The organism is Sphingosinicella microcystinivorans, assembly GCF_027941835.1.
Taxonomy (GTDB): domain Bacteria; phylum Pseudomonadota; class Alphaproteobacteria; order Sphingomonadales; family Sphingomonadaceae; genus Sphingosinicella.
Window position 1 is genome coordinate 1315734 of the sequence record NZ_CP116005.1, and the last position, 16838, is coordinate 1332571.

The 16838-nt window shown below is 69.6% G+C and carries 18 protein-coding genes; 5 read left to right on the forward strand and 13 right to left on the reverse strand.

Annotated features, from left to right (window positions below; translation table 11 throughout):
- Position 1 precedes the first annotated feature (1 nt).
- From lptE to PE061_RS06410, 3 genes are read right to left on the reverse strand one after another with little or no spacing between them, the layout of a single operon-like run.
- A complete protein-coding gene (lptE, locus tag PE061_RS06400; protein ID WP_271258284.1) occupies positions 2-490 on the reverse strand; it encodes an LPS assembly lipoprotein LptE in 489 nt (162 codons plus the stop codon).
- Entirely contained in the window at positions 487-2985 is a 2499-nt protein-coding gene (gene leuS / locus PE061_RS06405) for a leucine--tRNA ligase (RefSeq protein WP_271258285.1), read from the reverse strand. Before leuS ends, lptE begins: the two co-directional genes overlap by 4 nt.
- Before the next feature lie 6 nt (positions 2986-2991).
- Positions 2992-3405 carry a DUF3576 domain-containing protein gene (locus PE061_RS06410; RefSeq protein ID WP_271259140.1) on the reverse strand — a complete coding sequence of 138 codons (414 nt, stop codon included), beginning with the start codon at positions 3403-3405 and terminating at the stop codon, positions 2992-2994.
- A 244-nt stretch (positions 3406-3649) separates the two neighbouring features.
- Here PE061_RS06410 and PE061_RS06415 point away from each other — a divergent pair, with 244 nt between their 5' ends.
- Entirely contained in the window at positions 3650-4435 is a 786-nt protein-coding gene (locus tag PE061_RS06415; protein WP_271258286.1) for a porin, read from the forward strand.
- A gap of 54 nt (positions 4436-4489) precedes the next feature.
- On the opposite strand, the gene PE061_RS06420 is transcribed toward PE061_RS06415, so the two are convergent.
- A complete protein-coding gene (locus PE061_RS06420) occupies positions 4490-5041 on the reverse strand; it encodes a thiamine phosphate synthase (protein WP_271258287.1) in 552 nt (183 codons plus the stop codon).
- Positions 5042-5063: 22 nt separating this feature from the next.
- Between PE061_RS06420 and PE061_RS06425 the strand changes: the two genes are divergently transcribed.
- Both PE061_RS06425 and PE061_RS06430 read left to right on the forward strand, forming a co-directional pair.
- Positions 5064-5726 carry a YggS family pyridoxal phosphate-dependent enzyme gene (locus PE061_RS06425; protein WP_271258288.1) on the forward strand — a complete coding sequence of 221 codons (663 nt, stop codon included), beginning with the start codon at positions 5064-5066 and terminating at the stop codon, positions 5724-5726.
- 10 nt (positions 5727-5736) lie between these two features.
- Positions 5737-6783, forward strand: a complete 1047-nt coding sequence (locus PE061_RS06430; protein ID WP_271258289.1) for a saccharopine dehydrogenase family protein — start codon at positions 5737-5739, stop codon at positions 6781-6783.
- Here the strand turns inward: PE061_RS06430 and PE061_RS06435 are convergent.
- Positions 6752-7189 (reverse strand): MerR family transcriptional regulator, encoded by a 438-nt coding sequence (locus tag PE061_RS06435; protein WP_271258290.1) that lies wholly within the window; start codon positions 7187-7189, stop codon positions 6752-6754. The two genes, PE061_RS06430 and PE061_RS06435, sit on opposite strands and share 32 nt — an antisense overlap.
- Before the next feature lie 67 nt (positions 7190-7256).
- Here PE061_RS06435 and PE061_RS06440 point away from each other — a divergent pair, with 67 nt between their 5' ends.
- Positions 7257-7970: a cation transporter gene (locus PE061_RS06440; RefSeq protein WP_271258291.1), complete on the forward strand. Its 714-nt coding sequence runs from the start codon at positions 7257-7259 to the stop codon at positions 7968-7970.
- On the opposite strand, the gene PE061_RS06445 is transcribed toward PE061_RS06440, so the two are convergent.
- The 5 genes from PE061_RS06445 to PE061_RS06465 form a co-directional block, all read right to left on the reverse strand.
- The gene (locus PE061_RS06445) at positions 7880-8383 is read right to left on the reverse strand and encodes a L,D-transpeptidase family protein (RefSeq protein ID WP_271258292.1); all 504 of its coding nucleotides are present in this window, start codon (positions 8381-8383) and stop codon (positions 7880-7882) included. The two genes, PE061_RS06440 and PE061_RS06445, sit on opposite strands and share 91 nt — an antisense overlap.
- Positions 8380-9441, reverse strand: a complete 1062-nt coding sequence (gene ribA, locus PE061_RS06450) for a GTP cyclohydrolase II (RefSeq protein ID WP_271258293.1) — start codon at positions 9439-9441, stop codon at positions 8380-8382. The genes PE061_RS06445 and ribA overlap by 4 nt, the downstream gene beginning before the upstream one ends.
- On the reverse strand, positions 9438-10229 hold the full coding sequence (locus PE061_RS06455) for an exodeoxyribonuclease III (protein ID WP_271258294.1): 792 nt from the start codon (positions 10227-10229) through the stop codon (positions 9438-9440). Before PE061_RS06455 ends, ribA begins: the two co-directional genes overlap by 4 nt.
- A gap of 245 nt (positions 10230-10474) precedes the next feature.
- Positions 10475-11077, reverse strand: a complete 603-nt coding sequence (locus PE061_RS06460) for a LolA family protein (protein ID WP_271258295.1) — start codon at positions 11075-11077, stop codon at positions 10475-10477.
- Between the two features lie 95 nt (positions 11078-11172).
- The gene (locus tag PE061_RS06465) at positions 11173-13494 is read right to left on the reverse strand and encodes an FtsK/SpoIIIE family DNA translocase (protein WP_271258296.1); all 2322 of its coding nucleotides are present in this window, start codon (positions 13492-13494) and stop codon (positions 11173-11175) included.
- A gap of 339 nt (positions 13495-13833) precedes the next feature.
- On the opposite strand from PE061_RS06465, the gene PE061_RS06470 reads away from it, so the two are divergent.
- Positions 13834-15051, forward strand: coding sequence for a UbiH/UbiF/VisC/COQ6 family ubiquinone biosynthesis hydroxylase (locus PE061_RS06470; RefSeq protein ID WP_271258297.1), 1218 nt, complete (start codon positions 13834-13836; stop codon positions 15049-15051).
- Here the strand turns inward: PE061_RS06470 and PE061_RS06475 are convergent.
- The 3 genes from PE061_RS06475 to PE061_RS06485 are packed head-to-tail and all read right to left on the reverse strand — an operon-like array spanning position 15048 to position 16695.
- Positions 15048-15236: a Trm112 family protein gene (locus PE061_RS06475; RefSeq protein ID WP_271258298.1), complete on the reverse strand. Its 189-nt coding sequence runs from the start codon at positions 15234-15236 to the stop codon at positions 15048-15050. The two genes, PE061_RS06470 and PE061_RS06475, sit on opposite strands and share 4 nt — an antisense overlap.
- A complete protein-coding gene (locus PE061_RS06480) occupies positions 15233-15868 on the reverse strand; it encodes an LON peptidase substrate-binding domain-containing protein (RefSeq protein WP_271258299.1) in 636 nt (211 codons plus the stop codon). Before PE061_RS06480 ends, PE061_RS06475 begins: the two co-directional genes overlap by 4 nt.
- A complete protein-coding gene (locus tag PE061_RS06485; protein ID WP_420794393.1) occupies positions 15865-16695 on the reverse strand; it encodes a tetratricopeptide repeat protein in 831 nt (276 codons plus the stop codon). The genes PE061_RS06480 and PE061_RS06485 overlap by 4 nt, the downstream gene beginning before the upstream one ends.
- Positions 16696-16838: the final 143 nt, after the last annotated feature.

A 16838-nucleotide genomic window follows, 5' to 3' on the forward strand; every position in this document is an offset into this window, starting at 1 on the left:
CTCACCGGGCCGCTTCGCTGCGCGCAAAGAGCGCGACGCGCGCGATGATCTGCTGGGCGATGTCCTCGGAAAGCCGTTCGAGCGCCGCGTTCTCGGCCGCGATCACCGCATATTCGGAGCTGACGATGTCGATGCCCGCGTCCGACCGCGCAGCGGCGTCGATCAGCACCGTGCCGGTCAAATCCTCGACGAGCTGCCAGCGCGCGCGCAGCTGGCGCCGTTCGCGCGAGATCGAATCGTCGCCGCGCACGCCGAAGCCGCTGATGCTGTCGTCGAGCTTCACGATCAGGCGGTAGTGGCGCTCGCCGCTCGCGTCCGGCAGGCGGTCGAGCAGCGCCTGCCGCACCAGATAGCCGGATTTCTCCGGGATCACCGGCACGTCGATCCCGGCGAGGATGGTCGCGCCCGGCCCCTTGCTGCCACCCGAATAGACCGGTTGCAGCCCGCAGCCCGCCATCAGCAGGAACAGCAGGGCGGCGGCGCGTCTCATGCGACGAGGTTCACCAGCCGGTCGGGCACCACGATCACCTTGCGCGGGCTCTTGCCGTCGAGCGCGCGCTGCACCTTCTCGCGGGTCAGCACCAGCGCTTCCATGTCCTCGCGCGCCGCGCCCTTCGGCGCTTCCACCTCGTCGCGCAGCTTGCCGTTCACCTGGATGGCGATGGTCACGGTGTCCTGCGCCAGCATGGCGGGGTCCGCCTCCGGCCACGCCGCGTCCACGGCGAGGCCCGCCTCGCCGAGCGCTTCCCGCGCCTCCTCGGCGAGGTGCGGCATGGCGGGCGAGACGAGCTGCACGAGCGTCTTCACCGCGTGGCGGCGCGCCGAGGACGGCGCGGCCTTCTCGATCGCGGCGGCAAGCTCGTAGCTCTTGGCGACGGCCTTGTTGAAGCGCAGCGCCTCGATGTCCGCGGTGATGCCGTCGATGGCGACATGCGCGGCGCGCGTCAGCGCCTCGTCCGCGCCGCCGGCATCGTCCTTCACCTCGTTCACCAGCCGCCAGACGCGCTGCACGAAGCGCCACGCGCCCTCGATGCCCGCCTCGGTCCATTGCAGGTCGCGCTCGGCCGGGGAGTCGGACAGCACGAACCAGCGCACGGCGTCCGCACCGTACTGGTCGAGGATCGGCGAGGGGTCGACGGTGTTCTTCTTCGACTTCGACATCTTCTCGACGCGGCCGACCGTCACCGGTCCCGTGGTCGCCGTTTCGACGAGGTTGCCCTCGCGCCGCTCGACCTCGCTCGGCAGCAGCCAGCGGCCGTCGGCGGCGCGGTACGTCTCGTGCGTCACCATGCCCTGCGTGAAGAGCTGCCGGAACGGTTCCTCGAGGTCGATGAGGCCGCAAGCTTTGAGCGCGCGCGTCCAGAAGCGTGCGTAGAGCAGGTGCAGGATCGCGTGCTCGACGCCGCCGATATACTGGTTCACCGGCAGCCAGCTTTCCGCCTCGGCGCGGTCGAAGGGCCTGTCCTTCGGCTGGCTGGCGAAGCGGATGAAATACCAGCTCGAATCCGCGAACGTGTCGAGCGTGTCGGTCTCGCGCCGCGCCGGCTTGCCGCATTTCGGGCAATCGGCGTTCTTCCACGTCGGATGGTGCTCCAGCGGGTTGCCCGGCGTGTCGAAGGTGACGTCGGTGGGCAGCCGCACCGGAAGCTGGTCCTCCGGCACCGGCACCACGCCGCAATCGCCGCAATGGATCACCGGTATCGGGGTACCCCAATAGCGCTGGCGCGAGACGCCCCAGTCGCGCAGGCGGAACTGCGTCGTGCCCTCGCCCCAGCCCTCCGCCTCGGCGCGCGCGATGACGGCGGCGATGGCGTCGTCCACCTCCATGCCGTCGAGGAAGCCGGAGTTCACGAGGCGCCCGGGGCCGACATAGGCCTCGTCGCCGATCGGCGCGTCCGCGTCGCCGACGACGCGCGTCACCGGAAGCTGGTATTTCCGCGCGAAATCGAGGTCGCGCTGGTCGTGCGCCGGGCAACCGAAGACGGCGCCGGTGCCGTACTCCATCAGCACGAAGTTCGCGGCGAACACCGGCAGCGTCCACGCCGGGTCGAGCGGATGCACGACGCGCAGGCCCGTGTCGTAGCCCTTCTTTTCGGCGGTCTCGATGGTCTCGGCGGACGTACCGGTCTTGCGGCACTCCTCGATGAAGGCGGCAAGGCCAGCATCCTTCGCGGCCAGCCCGGCCGCGAGCGGATGGTCGGCGGCGATGGCGGCGAAGCTCGCGCCGAACAGCGTGTCCGGGCGCGTCGTGAACACGTCGAGGCCGTCGTCGCGGCCTTCGATCGCGAAGCGGAACTTGAGGCCCCGGCTTCGGCCGATCCAGTTCTCCTGCATCAGCCGCACCTTGTCCGGCCACTGGTCGAGGCCGGAAAGCCCGTCGAGCAGGTCGTCGGCGAAGGCGGTGATCTTCAGGAACCACTGGCTGAGCAGGCGGCGCTCCACGGGCGCGCCGGAGCGCCAGCCCTTGCCGTCGATCACCTGCTCGTTGGCGAGCACGGTCATGTCGACCGGGTCCCAGTTGACGTAGCTTTCCTTGCGATAGACGAGGCCCGCCTCGTACATCTTCAGGAACAGCGCCTGCTCGTGGCCGTAGTATTCGGCGTCGCAGGTCGCGAACTCGCGGCTCCAGTCGAGCGCGAAGCCGAGGCTCCTGAACTGCTCGCGCATCGCGGCGATGTTCTGCCGCGTCCAGCTTTCGGGGTGCGTCTTCTTCTCGAAGGCGGCGTTCTCGGCGGGCATCCCGAAGGCGTCCCAGCCCATCGGGTGCAGCACCTCGAAGCCGCGCGCGCGGCGGAAGCGCGCGATCACGTCGCCCATCGTGTAGTTGCGCACGTGGCCCATGTGCAGACGCCCCGACGGATAGGGGAACATCTCCAGCACGTAGGTCTTGGGCTTTTCGGAGGCGCTGTCCGCCGCGAAGGCCTGGCGCTCTTCCCAAATGCGTTGCCAGCGGCCGTCGGCGACCGCGGGATTGAATCGCGTCATCGGCCCTCAGCCCTGATACACGGCCCTGCGCATGTCGCGGGCGCGGGCGAGGATGGTTTCCTCCAGCTTCTGTACGGTGCCGGCGCGCACCGGGGCATCCACCCAGTTGCCGCCCTGCTGCTGCTGGCGGACGGCGGCGACGCGCAGCGCGTCGGCGCGCAATTCGCGGTCGAGGATGTAGACGGTCACCTTCACGCGCTCGCCGGGCGCCTGCGGATTGGCGTACCAGTCGGTGACGATGACGCCGCCGTTCGAATCGACCTGCGCCATCGGCATGAACGCCAGCGTTTCGAGGCTCGCCCGCCAGAGGTAGGAATTGACGCCGATCGTCGTCGTCGTCGCGGCGGCGAGGTCGGCGCGCGGCGCGGCCTTCTTGCCTCCGCAGGCGGCGAGCAGGGCCAGCGCGACCGCCAGACCCATAATGCGTGCACTCGTCTTCACGTGGATTTCCGCTCCATCAGGCTTGCTCGGCGGCCGTTATAGGCAGCGCTTTCGGGGGCGCATAGCCCCTCTTCGCGTTGCATTCGCTGTTGAGATGTTGCAACAGGTTGGAACGAACCCGGCCGGTCGCCGCCGAATGAGCGATTCGGACTCGGATTCGTGCGGAGGAATCTGTAGTTCTGTCACGTAGTTGTCATAGCGACGCGACAGAAGCGTGGGGGTTATGATTCGGGTTGGGACACACGCGACGAAGGCACTGGCCGCGATTTCCGCGGGCCTGATGCTGTGCGCGCTTCCCGCCGCCGCCTCCACCAAGAAGCCGGTCGAAAAGGTCGCGGCCGACAAGGCCGCCGCCGCGACGTCTTCGGAAACGAAGCGCAAGCTGACGACGACGGCGGGCGTGGTGACTCCGCTCAAGGCCGAAACGCTCGGCTCGTTCACGCCGCCGATGCTCGACAACGCCCGCCGCGCAGGGGTTGCCGGTGCGTCGCAGGAACGCACGTTCCGCTTCACGCCTTCGGGCAAGAGCCGCGACAGCAAGGCGCTGGCGCTGGGCGTCACGTCGCGCGTCGTCCGCGCGGCCGCGCCGGAAACCGCGCGCCCGGCCGAGACCGAAGCGGCGACCGCCTACAACTTCGACGTGTCGGTCGCGCTCAAGGGCTTCGCGCTCACCGGCGGCTACAGCAAGATCGCCAGCGTGCTCAGCGACGAGCGCGAGGGCATCGACCTCGGTCTCTCCTATCGCGGCAGCCGCTGGAAGACCGCGCTTCAGCTGAACGCCGAGCGCGATGCGGACGGCTGGGTGAACCCGCTCAGCCTCGACAAGCGCTACACGGTCGAACTCGGCGGCGCCTATGCGCTGAGCCCGCGCCTGTCGGTCATCGGCGGCGTCCGCTACCAGATGTCGGAACCGGATCCCTCGGGCCGCTACCTGCTGCGCCGCGGCGAGCGGCTCGGCACCGACGCCGAAGCCGGCGCGGTCTATCTCGGCACCTCCTTCAGCTTCTAGGACCGGTTCCGCGCGTTCCCGTCTCTCTCCGCGGGGAGAGGAGCGAACAAAATCTCATAGCCACGCGTCGATCGCGCCCCATGCCTGCGCGCCGAGCGGCTGCATCCGCGCGTAGCGCTCGCGGTTCATGCCGCCGAGCGCGGCGACGGCGATCCCCGCTCCACGCGCCATCAGCCCGAACCGGAGCGGGCCAAGCGTCCGGGCGCCGGGGTGCGAGCGTGTCGGGAACACGGGGGAGAGAAATACCAGCCGTGCACCTGCCCTTCGCGCCCGTACCAGCCCTGCGCGATCATGTGACGCTGCCGTTATGACGTCACGTGCCGGGCGTCCGCCGTCCGGCATATGGACCCCCGCCGCGCCTACGGCACGCGCGAGCCGGGCGTCGCCCGCGACGACAAGCATGTGCCCATGTCGCCGTGCCAGAGCCGCCGCGCGTTTGGCGATAGCGCGCCGGTCGGCTGCGCCGTAGTGCCTGAGCACGACGCCGCTGCCGCGCGGCAGGCGGCGGATGGCGTCCCACAGCGCCTCGCCCATGCGCGGGTCGGTGAACAGCCAGATTTCAGGCAACGTCTCGGGCAGGGGCTGGCGGGAGTGGCGGCGTCGCATCCCCCTCTCTATAGGGAAGCGCATGACCGCTGCCGAGACGCTCGCCGACATTCATGCCCGCATCGAAAAGGCCGCGAAGAGCGTGGGCCGCAAGCCGGATGTGACGCTCGTCGCCGTGTCCAAGACCTTCGCGGCCGATGATATCCGCCCGCTGCTCGAAGCGGGCCAGCGCGTGTTCGGCGAGAATCGCGTGCAGGAGGCGGCGGCGAAATGGCCCGCGCTCCGTGAAGTGTTTCCGGGCGTGGAACTGCACCTCGTCGGCCAACTCCAGTCCAACAAGGCGGCCGAGGCCGTCGCGCTGTTCGATGTCATTCATTCGCTCGACCGGCCCTCGCTCGTCGCCGCGCTCGCGAAGGCGATGGCGGCGTCGGGGCGCCGCGTGCCCTGCTTCGTGCAGGTGAATATCGGCGACGAGTCGCAGAAAGGCGGCGTGGCCATCGGCGATCTCCCGGCGCTTCTGGATGAAGCCCGCGCCGCGGACATTCCGCTCGCCGGGCTGATGTGCGTGCCGCCCGCCGACAAGGAGCCCGCGCCCTATTTCGGGCTGCTCGCGAAGCTTGCGGCCCGGCACGGGTTCGCCGGGCTCAGCATGGGCATGTCGGCCGATTTCGAGATGGCCGTCACGCTCGGCGCCACGCATGTGCGTGTCGGCTCGGCGCTGTTCGGAACGCGCGAAACCCGTTAGGCTCTCCCGCATGGGCGGAGACATCCTCATCTATGGCGCGAACGGCTACACCGGCCGTCTCGTGGTGGAACGTGCGCTCGCACGCGGATTGAGGCCGATCCTTGCGGGCCGCAATCGTCAGGCGGTCGAAGCGCTTGCCGATGAAAGCGGCCTTCCCTCGCGCGTGTTCGATCTGAGGGGCAATGTCACGGACGACCTCGGCGGCGTCGGCACGGTGCTGCACCTCGCCGGGCCGTTTTCGCGCACGTCGTCGCCGATGCTGGACGCCTGCCTCGCGGCGCGCGCGCATTACATCGACATCACCGGCGAGATCGACGTGTTCGAGGCGCTCGCGGCGCGGGACGCCGAGGCGAAGGCCGCCGGGATCGCCGTGCTGCCCGGCGCGGGGTTTGACGTCGTGCCGTCGGATTGCCTCGCCGCGCACCTGAAGCGCCGCCTGCCCGGCGCGGTCTCGCTCGATCTCGTCATCGGCGGCCTCAATGACCCGAGCCGCGGCACGACGCGCACGATGCTGGAGGGCATGGCGGCGGGCACGCGCGTTCGCGAGGGCGGCATCATCGTCGAACTCTCCGAAGTGCCGCGCGGCACCGCCGATTTCGGGCACGGATTGAAACCCACCCTCGGCGTCAGCTGGGGCGACGTTTCGACCGCGTGGCATTCCACCGGCATCCCCGACATCCGCGTCTTCTTCGAGGCGAGCCCGCCGCTCGAACGCGCCCTCGGCATCCCGCGCCCGCTGCGGGCGCTGATCGCCAGCGCGCCGGGCCGCTGGCTCGCGGGCCGCGCCATCGACCGGATGCCGCCCGGCCCCGACGCCGAAGCGCGCGGGCGGGGCCGCGCCGTCCTCGTCGGTCATGCGGCGGATGCCGAGGGGAACCGCGCCGTCAGCCAGCTCGAAACCCCGGAAGGCTACACGCTGACGGCGCTCACCGCCGTGGAGATCGCCCGCCGCGTCCACGGCGGAGAAGTGGCGGTAGGCTTCCACACGCCGTCCCGCGCCTTCGGCCCGGATTTCATCCTCGGCTTCAGCGGCGTGAAGCGCCGGGACCTGTCGTAGGAGGCGCGGACGGGGGCGGGGCGAGCGCCTCGAGAATACGGCACTCCGCGACCGTGCCGCCGCAGCACGATGTGATCAGTTCGGACAGCGCGCCTTTCAGGGCGACGAGATCGGCGATCTTGCGCTCGACCTCGGCGAGATGATCGCGGGCGAGGTCGTCGACCGTCGCGCAGTCGCGGCCGCGGTCGTCCGAGAGCTCCAGCAGCGCACGCACCTGATCGAGCGAAAAGCCGAGATCGCGCGCGCGCCGGATGAACGACAGGCGGTTGAGGTCCGGCGCGCCGTAGGCGCGGTAGTTGCCGTCCGTGCGCGGCGGCCTCGGCAGCAGGCCGATGCGCTCGTAATAGCGGATGGTCTCGACCTTCGTGTCCGTCGCTGTCGCAAGCGCGCCGATCTTCAGTCCCATGCCCTTGACCCTGTAGTGGCTACAGGGTGCATATGAGGCGCCGTGCCGGAAAAATCGAGGGTGATGCATGGCGGGCGGATGTTGCGGCGGTTGTGAGACGAAAGCGCCGGTCGAGGACAAGGCGTGGCGGCGGGTGCTCTGGATCGCGCTTGCGATCAATGCCGGCATGTTCGCGGTGGAGATCGCGGCGGGCGTCGCGGCGCACTCCGCCTCGCTGAAGGCCGATGCGCTTGATTTCCTGGGCGACAGCGCCAATTACGCGATCAGCCTCGGCGTCGCCGGCATGGCGCTCGAGTGGCGCGCCCGCGCGGCGCTGCTGAAGGGCGCGTCGCTGCTGCTGCTCGGCCTCTGGGTGCTCGGCAGCACGGTCTGGATGGCGGCGGCGGGCACGCTGCCGAAGGCGGAGACGATGGGCATCGTCGGCGTGCTCGCGCTTCTCGCCAACCTCGCCTGCGCGGTCATGCTGTGGCGGCACCGCGACGGCGACGCCAACCGCCGCTCGGTGTGGATCTGTTCGCGCAACGACGCGATCGGCAACATCGCCGTGGTGGCAGCGGCGCTCGGCGTGTTCGGCACGGGCACGGCGTGGCCCGATCTGGCGGTTGCGGCGATCCTCGCGGGGCTTGGCGTCAGCGGCGGCTGGCAGATCATCCGGCAGGCACGCGGCGAACTGAAAACCGGCAGCGCCCCTCAGGCGATCGCGATCGTATCGGCCGGTGAAAGCCGCCCGACAAGCGCCAGCAACGCATCGCGCGAAACCGCGACGCAGCCCTGCGTATAGGGCTTTTCCGCCGTGCAGTGCAGGAAGATGGCGCTGCCCATGCCCGGCACGGGCGGCGCGTCGTTGTGGCCGAGGATGACGATGAGGTCGTAAAGCCCGTCGTCGCGCCACAAATGCTCGGCCGAGAAGAGATGCGGGTGGCGTACCGGCCGGTTGTAGGCGGGGTCGCGCACGTCGTCGGACCAGCCGTCGCTTTGGTGCAGCCAGCGCCACGGCAGTGCGGTTTTCGGCGCTTGCATTCGGTCCGGCCGCACCAGCAGCGCGCGGACGGCGTAGGTGCCGCGCGGCGTCATGGCGTCACCTTCACGCTTGTCGGCGGCATCCGCGGCGCCCGCCTTGCCGATCAGGCAGGGTATGGTGTTGCCGAATGCGGTGAGCGTGCGGGCAGCTGTGTCGACGCGGATGGCGCTCAAAGCATGTGCCCGGTGCGGTCGCGCTTGGTGCGCAGGTACGCCTCGTTGTGCGCACCCTCGCCGGCCTTGAGGGGCAGCCGCTCGGCGACGCTGATCCCTTCCGCCTCCAGCCCCGCGACCTTCGCGGGGTTGTTGGTGAGCAGGCGGATGGTGCCGAAGCCGAGCGCCTTCAGCATGTTCGCGGCCAGCGCGAACTCGCGCTCGTCGATCTCGAAGCCGAGGCGCAGATTGGCGTCCACCGTGTCGAAACCCTGGTCCTGCAGCGCATAGGCGCGCAGCTTGTTGATGAGGCCGATGCCGCGCCCCTCCTGCTGGAGATAGAGCAGGATGCCGCCGCCCGATGCCGCGATGGCGTCGAGCGCGGCGTGGAGCTGGTCGCCGCAATCGCACTTCAGCGAGCCGAGCAGGTCGCCGGTGAGGCAGGAACTGTGCAGGCGCACCAGCGGCGTCGCGGCGTAGGGGTCGCCGATCAGCAGCGCGAGATGCTCCGGCCCGCCCGGCAGGCGGAAGGCGACGATCTCGGTCTTCTCGTGCGCCTTGATCGGCAGGCGCGCGCGGCTCACCAGTTTCAGCGCGCCGGTTTCGGCGAAACGCTCGATGTCGGCCGCAGCCACCGTGTCGTCCGCCTGCCCGCCCTCGATCACGAACAGCGCGGGCAGCAGCCCGGCGTGCTTGGCGAGGCTGAGCGCGGCGCGCCCGGCGCGTTCGATGCGCCCCGGCGGCAGGCTGCGGAACGGGCCTTTCATCGGCGTCGCGAGGTCGAGCACCGGGTCGGCGACCGCGCGCGCCGTATCGAGGTCGAGCCACGGCGCACGCTCGACCAGCACCGCCTGCATCCCCGCCGCCGCGAGCTGGTTGCCGAGGCCGAGGAAGGCGGCGCGCTTGTCGGTGAGCAGCACGTTCGCACGGGCCTCGCCCTCGAACGTCGCAAGCGATTCGGGATCGGCGAGTTCGATGGCGAGCACGGCGATCGCCGCCGCGCCGTCCGTCACCTGCACGGGGTGGCCGCGCCGCAGCGCGTCGATCGCGTGTTCGGCGCTTTGCGCGGCGCTCGTCAAAGCGTGAACTCCGCGACGAGCGGGATGTGGTCGGAGGGCTTCTCCCAGCTCCGCGCGGGCTCCAGCACGCGGAAGCCCGTGAGCGTGTCCTTCATCGCGGGGGAGACCCACACGTGATCGAGCCGCCGCCCGCGGTCGTTCACGGTGTGGTCCCTGTTGCGGTAGCTCCACCACGTGTAGAGCCGCCCCGGCGCGGGCACGTGCGTGCGCGCCACGTCCACCCAGTCGTGGCTCTGCATCAGGCCAGTGAGCGCCTCCACCTCGACCGGCGTGTGGCTGACGACGTCGAGCAGCGCCTTGTGGCTCCAGACGTCGCATTCCAGCGGCGCGATGTTGAAATCGCCGAGGATGATCGTGGGATCGCGCAAGCGTTCGGACCAGCGCGTCATGCGCTGCACGAAATCCAGCTTCTGCCCGAACTTCGGGTTCAGCGTGCGGTCCGGGATGTCGCCGCCCGCGGGCACGTAGACGTTTTCGAGCAGGATGCCATTCGGCAGCCGCACGCCGATGTGGCGCGCCTCGCCGTTGTCCTGCCAGTCGAACCGGCGCTCCTCGACGAGCGGCAGCTTCGAAAGGATGGCGACGCCGTGGTGCATCCGCTGGCCGTTCAGGATCACGTGCGGGTAGCCGAGTCGCTGGATCGCGGCGAGCGGGAAATCCGTGTTCTGCGCCTTGGTTTCCTGAAGGCAGATGATGTCGGGCGATTCGTCCCGCACCAGCTGCGCGATGATGGGCAGGCGGATGCGGACGGAGTTGATGTTCCAGCTGGCGATCTTGAGACGGGGCATGGCGAGCGGCTTAGCAAGGCCGAACGCCGACGCAAAGGGCTCAGAAATGCGTAGGCCCCCGCCTTCGAGGAGAAGACGGGGGCCCTTTTGCGCTCGTCACGCAAGTCGGCGGCGGGTCCGGGCAACAGGGGGCAAATCCCGAACACCAGCCGACTGAACGCAATTTAGGTGCCCGATGCTGTCGCTTCAATGAACGGGCCGTCGCTTGATCAGCAAATTCGACCGTTCCGCCTCCGAATCTCCGTTCAGCGGCTGCCGGGGCGGCTACGCGGGCGCGGGTCGCGGTAGCGGAAGGCATTGTCGTTCACGGGCACGTTGAACGCGATGTTGGTGAGATCGACGCGCGTGGTGTTGCCCTGCGCGTCGAGCACGCGCCAGCCTTTCAGCTCGAGTCCGCCGGGGGCGGCCTTGTCGCGATCGAAAAAGAGGGTGATGACGCCGTATTCGGGGTGCTTCGCGTCCTTCGCCTCCACCGTCAGCGCCTTCGGCGTCGAGGATACGATACGCGCGAAACGCGAAAGGTCGGCGTCCGCATCGAGCAGCACCGAAAGCGGCGTCTGCTTGATCGGATAACGCGAGACCTGCGCCACCTGATAGTCGATCATGGTGAGGTTGCGCCCGTCCGCCACCACCAGCAACGGCACCTCCTTCTGATACTGGAAGCGCACCTTGCCCGGCCGGGCGAGTGTGAGCTTCCCGGTCGCGACCGCGCCGCTCTCGGCGGTCTGCCGGAAATCGGCGGTCATCGTGCGCGTCGCGGCGAGATGCGCGCTCACCTCGGGAATCGAGGCGGCGGCGGGGACCGCGAGGCCGAGGGTGGCGGCAAGGGCAATAAGGGCTTTTTTCATTGCGAATCCTGATAGCGCCGGCGCGCAGGCGCGGCAAATACGCGAGGATAGTGCCGCATCGCGCTTGAACCGGCGTTGAACCGGCGATGCCGTGATCAGATCCGGTTTCCGTCCGGGTCGATCAGCACTTCGCGGCGGCCGACGTGGTCGGGCGTGCCGACGTAGCCGTCCTTCTCCATGCGCTCGATGAGGCGCGCGGCGTTGTTGTAGCCGACGCGGAGCTGGCGCTGGAGATACGATGTCGAGGCCTTCTGGCTTTCCGCGACGACCTGTATGGCGCGGCGGTAGAGGCCGGCCTCGGCATCGTCCTCGTCGATCGGCAGGCCGAACTGGCCGTCCGAGCCTTCCGGCTCCTCGGTGACGGCGGCGATATATTCGGGGGCGCCCTGCTCGCGCCAGTGGATGGCGACGCGCTCCACCTCCTCGTCGGACACGAACGGCCCGTGCACGCGCGCGATCTGCTTGCCGCCGGGCATGTAGAGCATGTCGCCCTTGCCCAGAAGCTGCTCGGCGCCCTGCTCGCCGAGGATGGTGCGCGAATCGATCTTGGAGGTGACGGAGAAGCTGATGCGCGTCGGCAGGTTCGCCTTGATGACGCCGGTGATGACGTCCACCGAAGGCCGCTGCGTCGCCATGATGAGGTGGATGCCCGCCGCGCGTGCCTTCTGCGCGAGGCGCTGGATCAGGAACTCGACCTCCTTGCCCGCCGTCATCATCAGGTCGGCAAGCTCGTCGACGACGACGACGATGAGCGGCAGCGTGTCGAACTCCAGCGTCTCGGTCTCGTAGATCGGCTGGCCGGTCTCGCTGTCGTAGCCGGTGTGGACGCGCCGCACGAACGGCTCGCCCTTCGCCCGCGCCTCCTTGACGCGCGCGTTGAAGCCGGAGAGCGAGCGGACGTTGACCGACGCCATCATCCGGTAGCGGTCCTCCATCTGCTCCACCGCCCACTTGAGCGCGCGGATCGCCTTCGGCGGCTCGGTGACGACCGGGGAAAGCAGGTGGGGGATGCCGTCGTAGACGGAAAGCTCCAGCATCTTGGGGTCGATCATGATCATTTTGCACTCGCGCGGGCTGAGCCGGTAGAGCAGCGACAGGATCATGGCGTTGAGGCCCACCGACTTGCCGGAGCCGGTGGTGCCCGCGATGAGGAGGTGCGGCATCGGCGCGAGGTCGGCGACGACCGGGTCGCCCGCGATGTCCTTGCCGAGCACGATGGGCAGCGCGGCGTTCTGCGATTCGAACGCGTCCGACGACAGCATCTCCGAAAGCGACACCGTCTCGCGCTTCACGTTCGGCAGCTCGATGCCGATGACGTTGCGGCCCGGCACCACGGCGATGCGCGCGGACAGCGCCGACATCGAGCGGGCGATGTCGTCGGCAAGCCCGATCACGCGGCTCGCCTTGATGCCCGCGGCGGGTTCGAGTTCGTACATGGTGACGACCGGGCCGGGGCGCACCTCGACGATCTCGCCCTTCACGCCGAAGTCGTCGAGCACGGATTCGAGCAGGCGCGCGTTCTGCTCGAGGCTCGCGGCGTCGATCTTGCGCGCGGCGGCCTTGGGCGGCGGCGTCAGCAGCGACAGCGGCGGCAACTGGAACGAATCGCGCAGGTCGAGCCGCGATTGCTTCTCGCGCGCCTCGCGCTTCGACGGCGCGGCCTTCTTCTCGGGCGTGACGATGCGCTTGGTCGGCGCGGCCGCGGTTTCCGGTACGGTCTCGGCGTCGCGCGGCGCGTCACGGCGCGGCTGCGCGCGCGGCGCGGGGCGTGACGGCGGCGCATCGGCGCGCTCGCTGCTGCGCTCGGCGAGGCGCGCGCGAAGCGCCGCAAGATTCTCCCGGCTGATGCCGAGCGCGTAGAAGAACAGGGCGAGCGCCGCGAGGCCGAGCAGCACGCCGACCGGCGCCGTCACGGCCGCGGGATTCACGTCCGGCGGCAGGAGGCCCGTCGCGGCTTCGGGGATGCGACCGAGCAGGAGCCCCGCGATGCCTCCGGCGCCCGCGGGGAGATCGCTGAGGAAGTCGCGCCCCGGCAGCGCCAGCGCCGTTGCGGTGAGCAGCACCGCGCCGAGCGTCGCGGCAAGCTGGCGTCGCCAGCCCTCGATGCCGCGCCGCTGGATCAGCCGCACGCCGAGCAGCGCGAGGACCGGCACGAGCAGCAAGTTGGCGAGCCCCGCGAGCTGCAACAGCAGGTCAGACGCATAGGCGCCGGTATGCCCCAGCCAGTTCTGCGGTGCCGCGATCGTGGCGCGGTTGAACGAGGGGTCGCCGCTGTCGTAGCTCGCGAGCGCCAGCGCCAGCGCCAGCGCGGCCATCACCAGCACGCCGCCGCCCGCGACGACGGCCGCGCGCTCCAGCGCCGCCACCCAGCTCTGCGGCATGATCGCCGTCGATTTGCCTGCTGCCCCGCGCGCCATGACCCTTTGCCGACCCCGCCGTTACGCCCCCGTTCGCGGAACATCCCGCGAACATGCCTAAGATTGAGTCCGTGGGCCGCCGGGGTCAAGAAAAAGTCGGCCGGCGGTGAGGCCGGCCGACAGGAACGGTCCTGAAAAATCCAGGTTCCCGAGCGAGCAGAGACGCGAGATGCGTCTCGCGGGAGTCTCTTCAAATTCCATGCCAAGCGCAGAATGGCGCAGTTCCGCCGGTTTTCAGTGCAAGACTGCCCAATAAATAGGCTTCAAAAGACGTGCGCCTGAAAAACAGGCAATCTTGATGCCCTTTCGCGGCTCACGATGTGCGGCTAGGCTTCGGCCATGCGCCACACCCACGACACCATCATCATCGGCGGCGGCCTCGTCGGCATGACGACGGCGCTCGCGCTGGCAGCGTCCGGCATCCGCTCGGCCGTCATCGACAGCGCCGACCTCGAAGCGACGCTGGCCGCGGGCTTCGACGGGCGCGCGTCGGCGATCGCCAGCGCGACGTGGCGGATGCTCGCCGCGCTCGGTCTCGATACCGAACTCGCGCCGAAAGGCTGCCCGATCCGCGAGATTCGTGTGACGGACGGTCTCTCGCCGCTGCACCTCCATTTCGACGGTACCGGCGACGCGTCCGGCGAACCGCTCGGCTACATGTTCGAAAACCGCCACCTGCGCATGGCGCTGGTCGCGTCCGGTTCGGCCTCGCCGCACGTCGATGTCCGCGCGCCCGATGCGGCAGCCGAAATCGCGCGCACGGACAGCGGCGTCACCGTCCGTCTCGCGAGCGGCGGCACGCTCACCGCGCCGCTGCTCATCGCCGCGGACGGCCGCCGCTCGAAGATCCGCGAGGATGCGGGCATCCGCATCGCCGCGTGGAGCTATCACCAGACCGCGATCGTCGGCATGATCGAGCACGCGGTACCGCACGGCAACGTCGCGTTCGAGTTGTTCTATCCGGCGGGGCCGTTCGCGGTGCTGCCGATGCTGCCGGGCACGCGCTCGGCGATCGTGTGGACGGTGCGCGAGCGCGATGCCGCGGCCACGCTGGCGCTGCCGGAGCGTGCTTTCGTTGCCGAGATCGACAAGCGCATGGGCGGTTTTCTGGGGCAGGTGCGTCTCGCCGCGAAGCCCAGTTCCTTCCCGCTCGGCTTCCACCATGCCGAACGCTACACCGACCGCCGCCTGATCCTCGTAGGCGACAGCGCACACGGTATGCACCCCATCGCCGGACAGGGCCTCAATCTCGGCCTTCGCGATTCCGCCGCGCTCGCCGATGTGCTTGCCGAAGCCGTGCGGCTCGGGCTCGACCTCGGCGATCCGCAGGTGCTCGCGCGCTATCAGCGCTGGCGCGGCTTCGACAGCATGTCGGTGATGGGCGCGACGGACGTGCTCAACAAGCTGTTCGCACTTCCCGGCCGCCCCGCCGCACTGGTCCGCCGCCTCGGCCTCGCGGGCGTTCACCGCCTGCCGCCGCTGAAGCGCTTCTTCATGGCCGAAGCGCGCGGCGCCTCGGGCGATCTGCCGTCGCTGCTGCGCGGCGACCTGCCTTAACCCTCGGCCTCGCCGAGTTCCCGCGCTTCCTCGATCACCATCACCGGCACGCCGTCGCGCACCGGGTAAGCAAGCCCCGCCGCCTTGCTGACGAGTTCCTGTTTCTCGCGGTCGTAGCTGAGCGGCGCCTTGGTGAGCGGGCAGACGAGGATGGCGAGCAGCCGGGGATCGACATCGCGGCTCAATGCACCAGCCCCGATCCGTTCTCGGCGCCGGGCTGCGCCAGCGTCATCAGCGCGCAGAGCGTCGCGGCGCGGATCGGCACCGTCTTCGCCTCCAGCAGCGCCTGCTTCTCCGCCACGTCGAACGGGCAGACGGCGGCGAGCGTGTTCACCAGCGATTCGTCGTCGGCGCCGGAAACCGCTTCCCAGTCGGCGGAGAGGCCCTGCGTGTCGAGATACGTCCGCAGCGTCGTCTCGAGGTCGGCGCGCAGCACCGCCGCCATCGGCTGCGGCGCCTGAAAGTCTTCGGTAAAGCCGCTGTAGTCGGCGCGCACCTGCCGGTACGGCGTCGCGGCGTCGAGTTCCCCGGCGATGCGGAACCGCGTGACGCCGGTCAGCACGATCAGCAGGCGGCCGTTCTCCGGGTCGGTGAACTGGGTGATGCGGCCGAGCCCGCCGATCTCGAACAGGCTGCCGTCCTCCTTCGGCTGGATCATGCCGATCAGCCGGTCGCCGCCCATCGCCGCCTTCACCATGGCGAGGTAGCGCGGCTCGAAGATGTTGAGGGGCAGCTGACCGCGCGGCAGCACGATCGCGTTTTCCAGCGGGAACACCGGGATCACCTCCGGCAGCGCGCTGGCCCCGAAACCGCTCACGAGAACAGCAGCGCGGAGAGCTTGCGGCGGGTGGCGCTCACCCACGGGTCTTCAAGGCCGATCGCCTCGAACAGCTTCAGCAGCTGCGCGCGTGCCGCATTGTCGTTCCAGCCGGGCTCGCGGCGCATCACCTCGAACAGATGCTCCGCCGCCGCATCGCGCTCGCCGTTCGCCGCGAGCGCGGCGGCAAGCTCCAGCCGCTTGGCGTGGTCGTCCGGGTTCGCGGCGAGCGCGGCTTCCAGCGCGGCGACAGCGCCGGCGGGCACGCGCTTCTTCGCCATCTCGATCGCGGCGCGCACCTGCGCCAGCCCCGGCGCCTTGCTGTCGGCGGCAACGGCAGCGAGCGCCGCCTCGGCCTCGTCGATCCGGTCGAGGTTGGCGAGGGCGCGGGCAAGGCCGATCGCGTGCGCCTCCTGCTCCGGCTCTTCCGTGCGCAGCGCCGTATAGAGCTGCTCGGCCTGCGCGAAGTCGCCCGCGTCGAGCGCGGCGGCTGCGGCCTCGGCATAGGCGGCGAGCGACCGGTCATGGCCGTCCGCCGCGCTGATCGGCAGCTGCGGCAGGATCTGGTCGAGGAACTGGGCAAGCTCGCGCTCGGTGCGCGCCGGCGTCAGGTCGGCGACCGGCTGGCCCTGGAAGAACGCATAAACGGTCGGGATGGACTGGACGCGGAACTGCGAGGCGATCATCTGGTTCTTGTCGACGTCGATCTTCACCAGCTTCACGCCGCGCGGCGCATAGTCGGCCGCCACCTTTTCCAGAACGGGCGCCAGCTGTTTGCACGGGCCGCACCAGTCCGCATAGAAATCGAGGATGACGAGCGACCCCATCGAGGGCTCGATCACGTCGCGCTTGAAGGCCTCGATCGAAGCGCGCTCGGATTCGGGGGTGCTGAGAGTGGCCAAGATACGTGCCCTTTTCGAAAGACGAAGGTGGGTTCCCGGCGTTCATATGGGAAGTCCGCGCGCCCCGT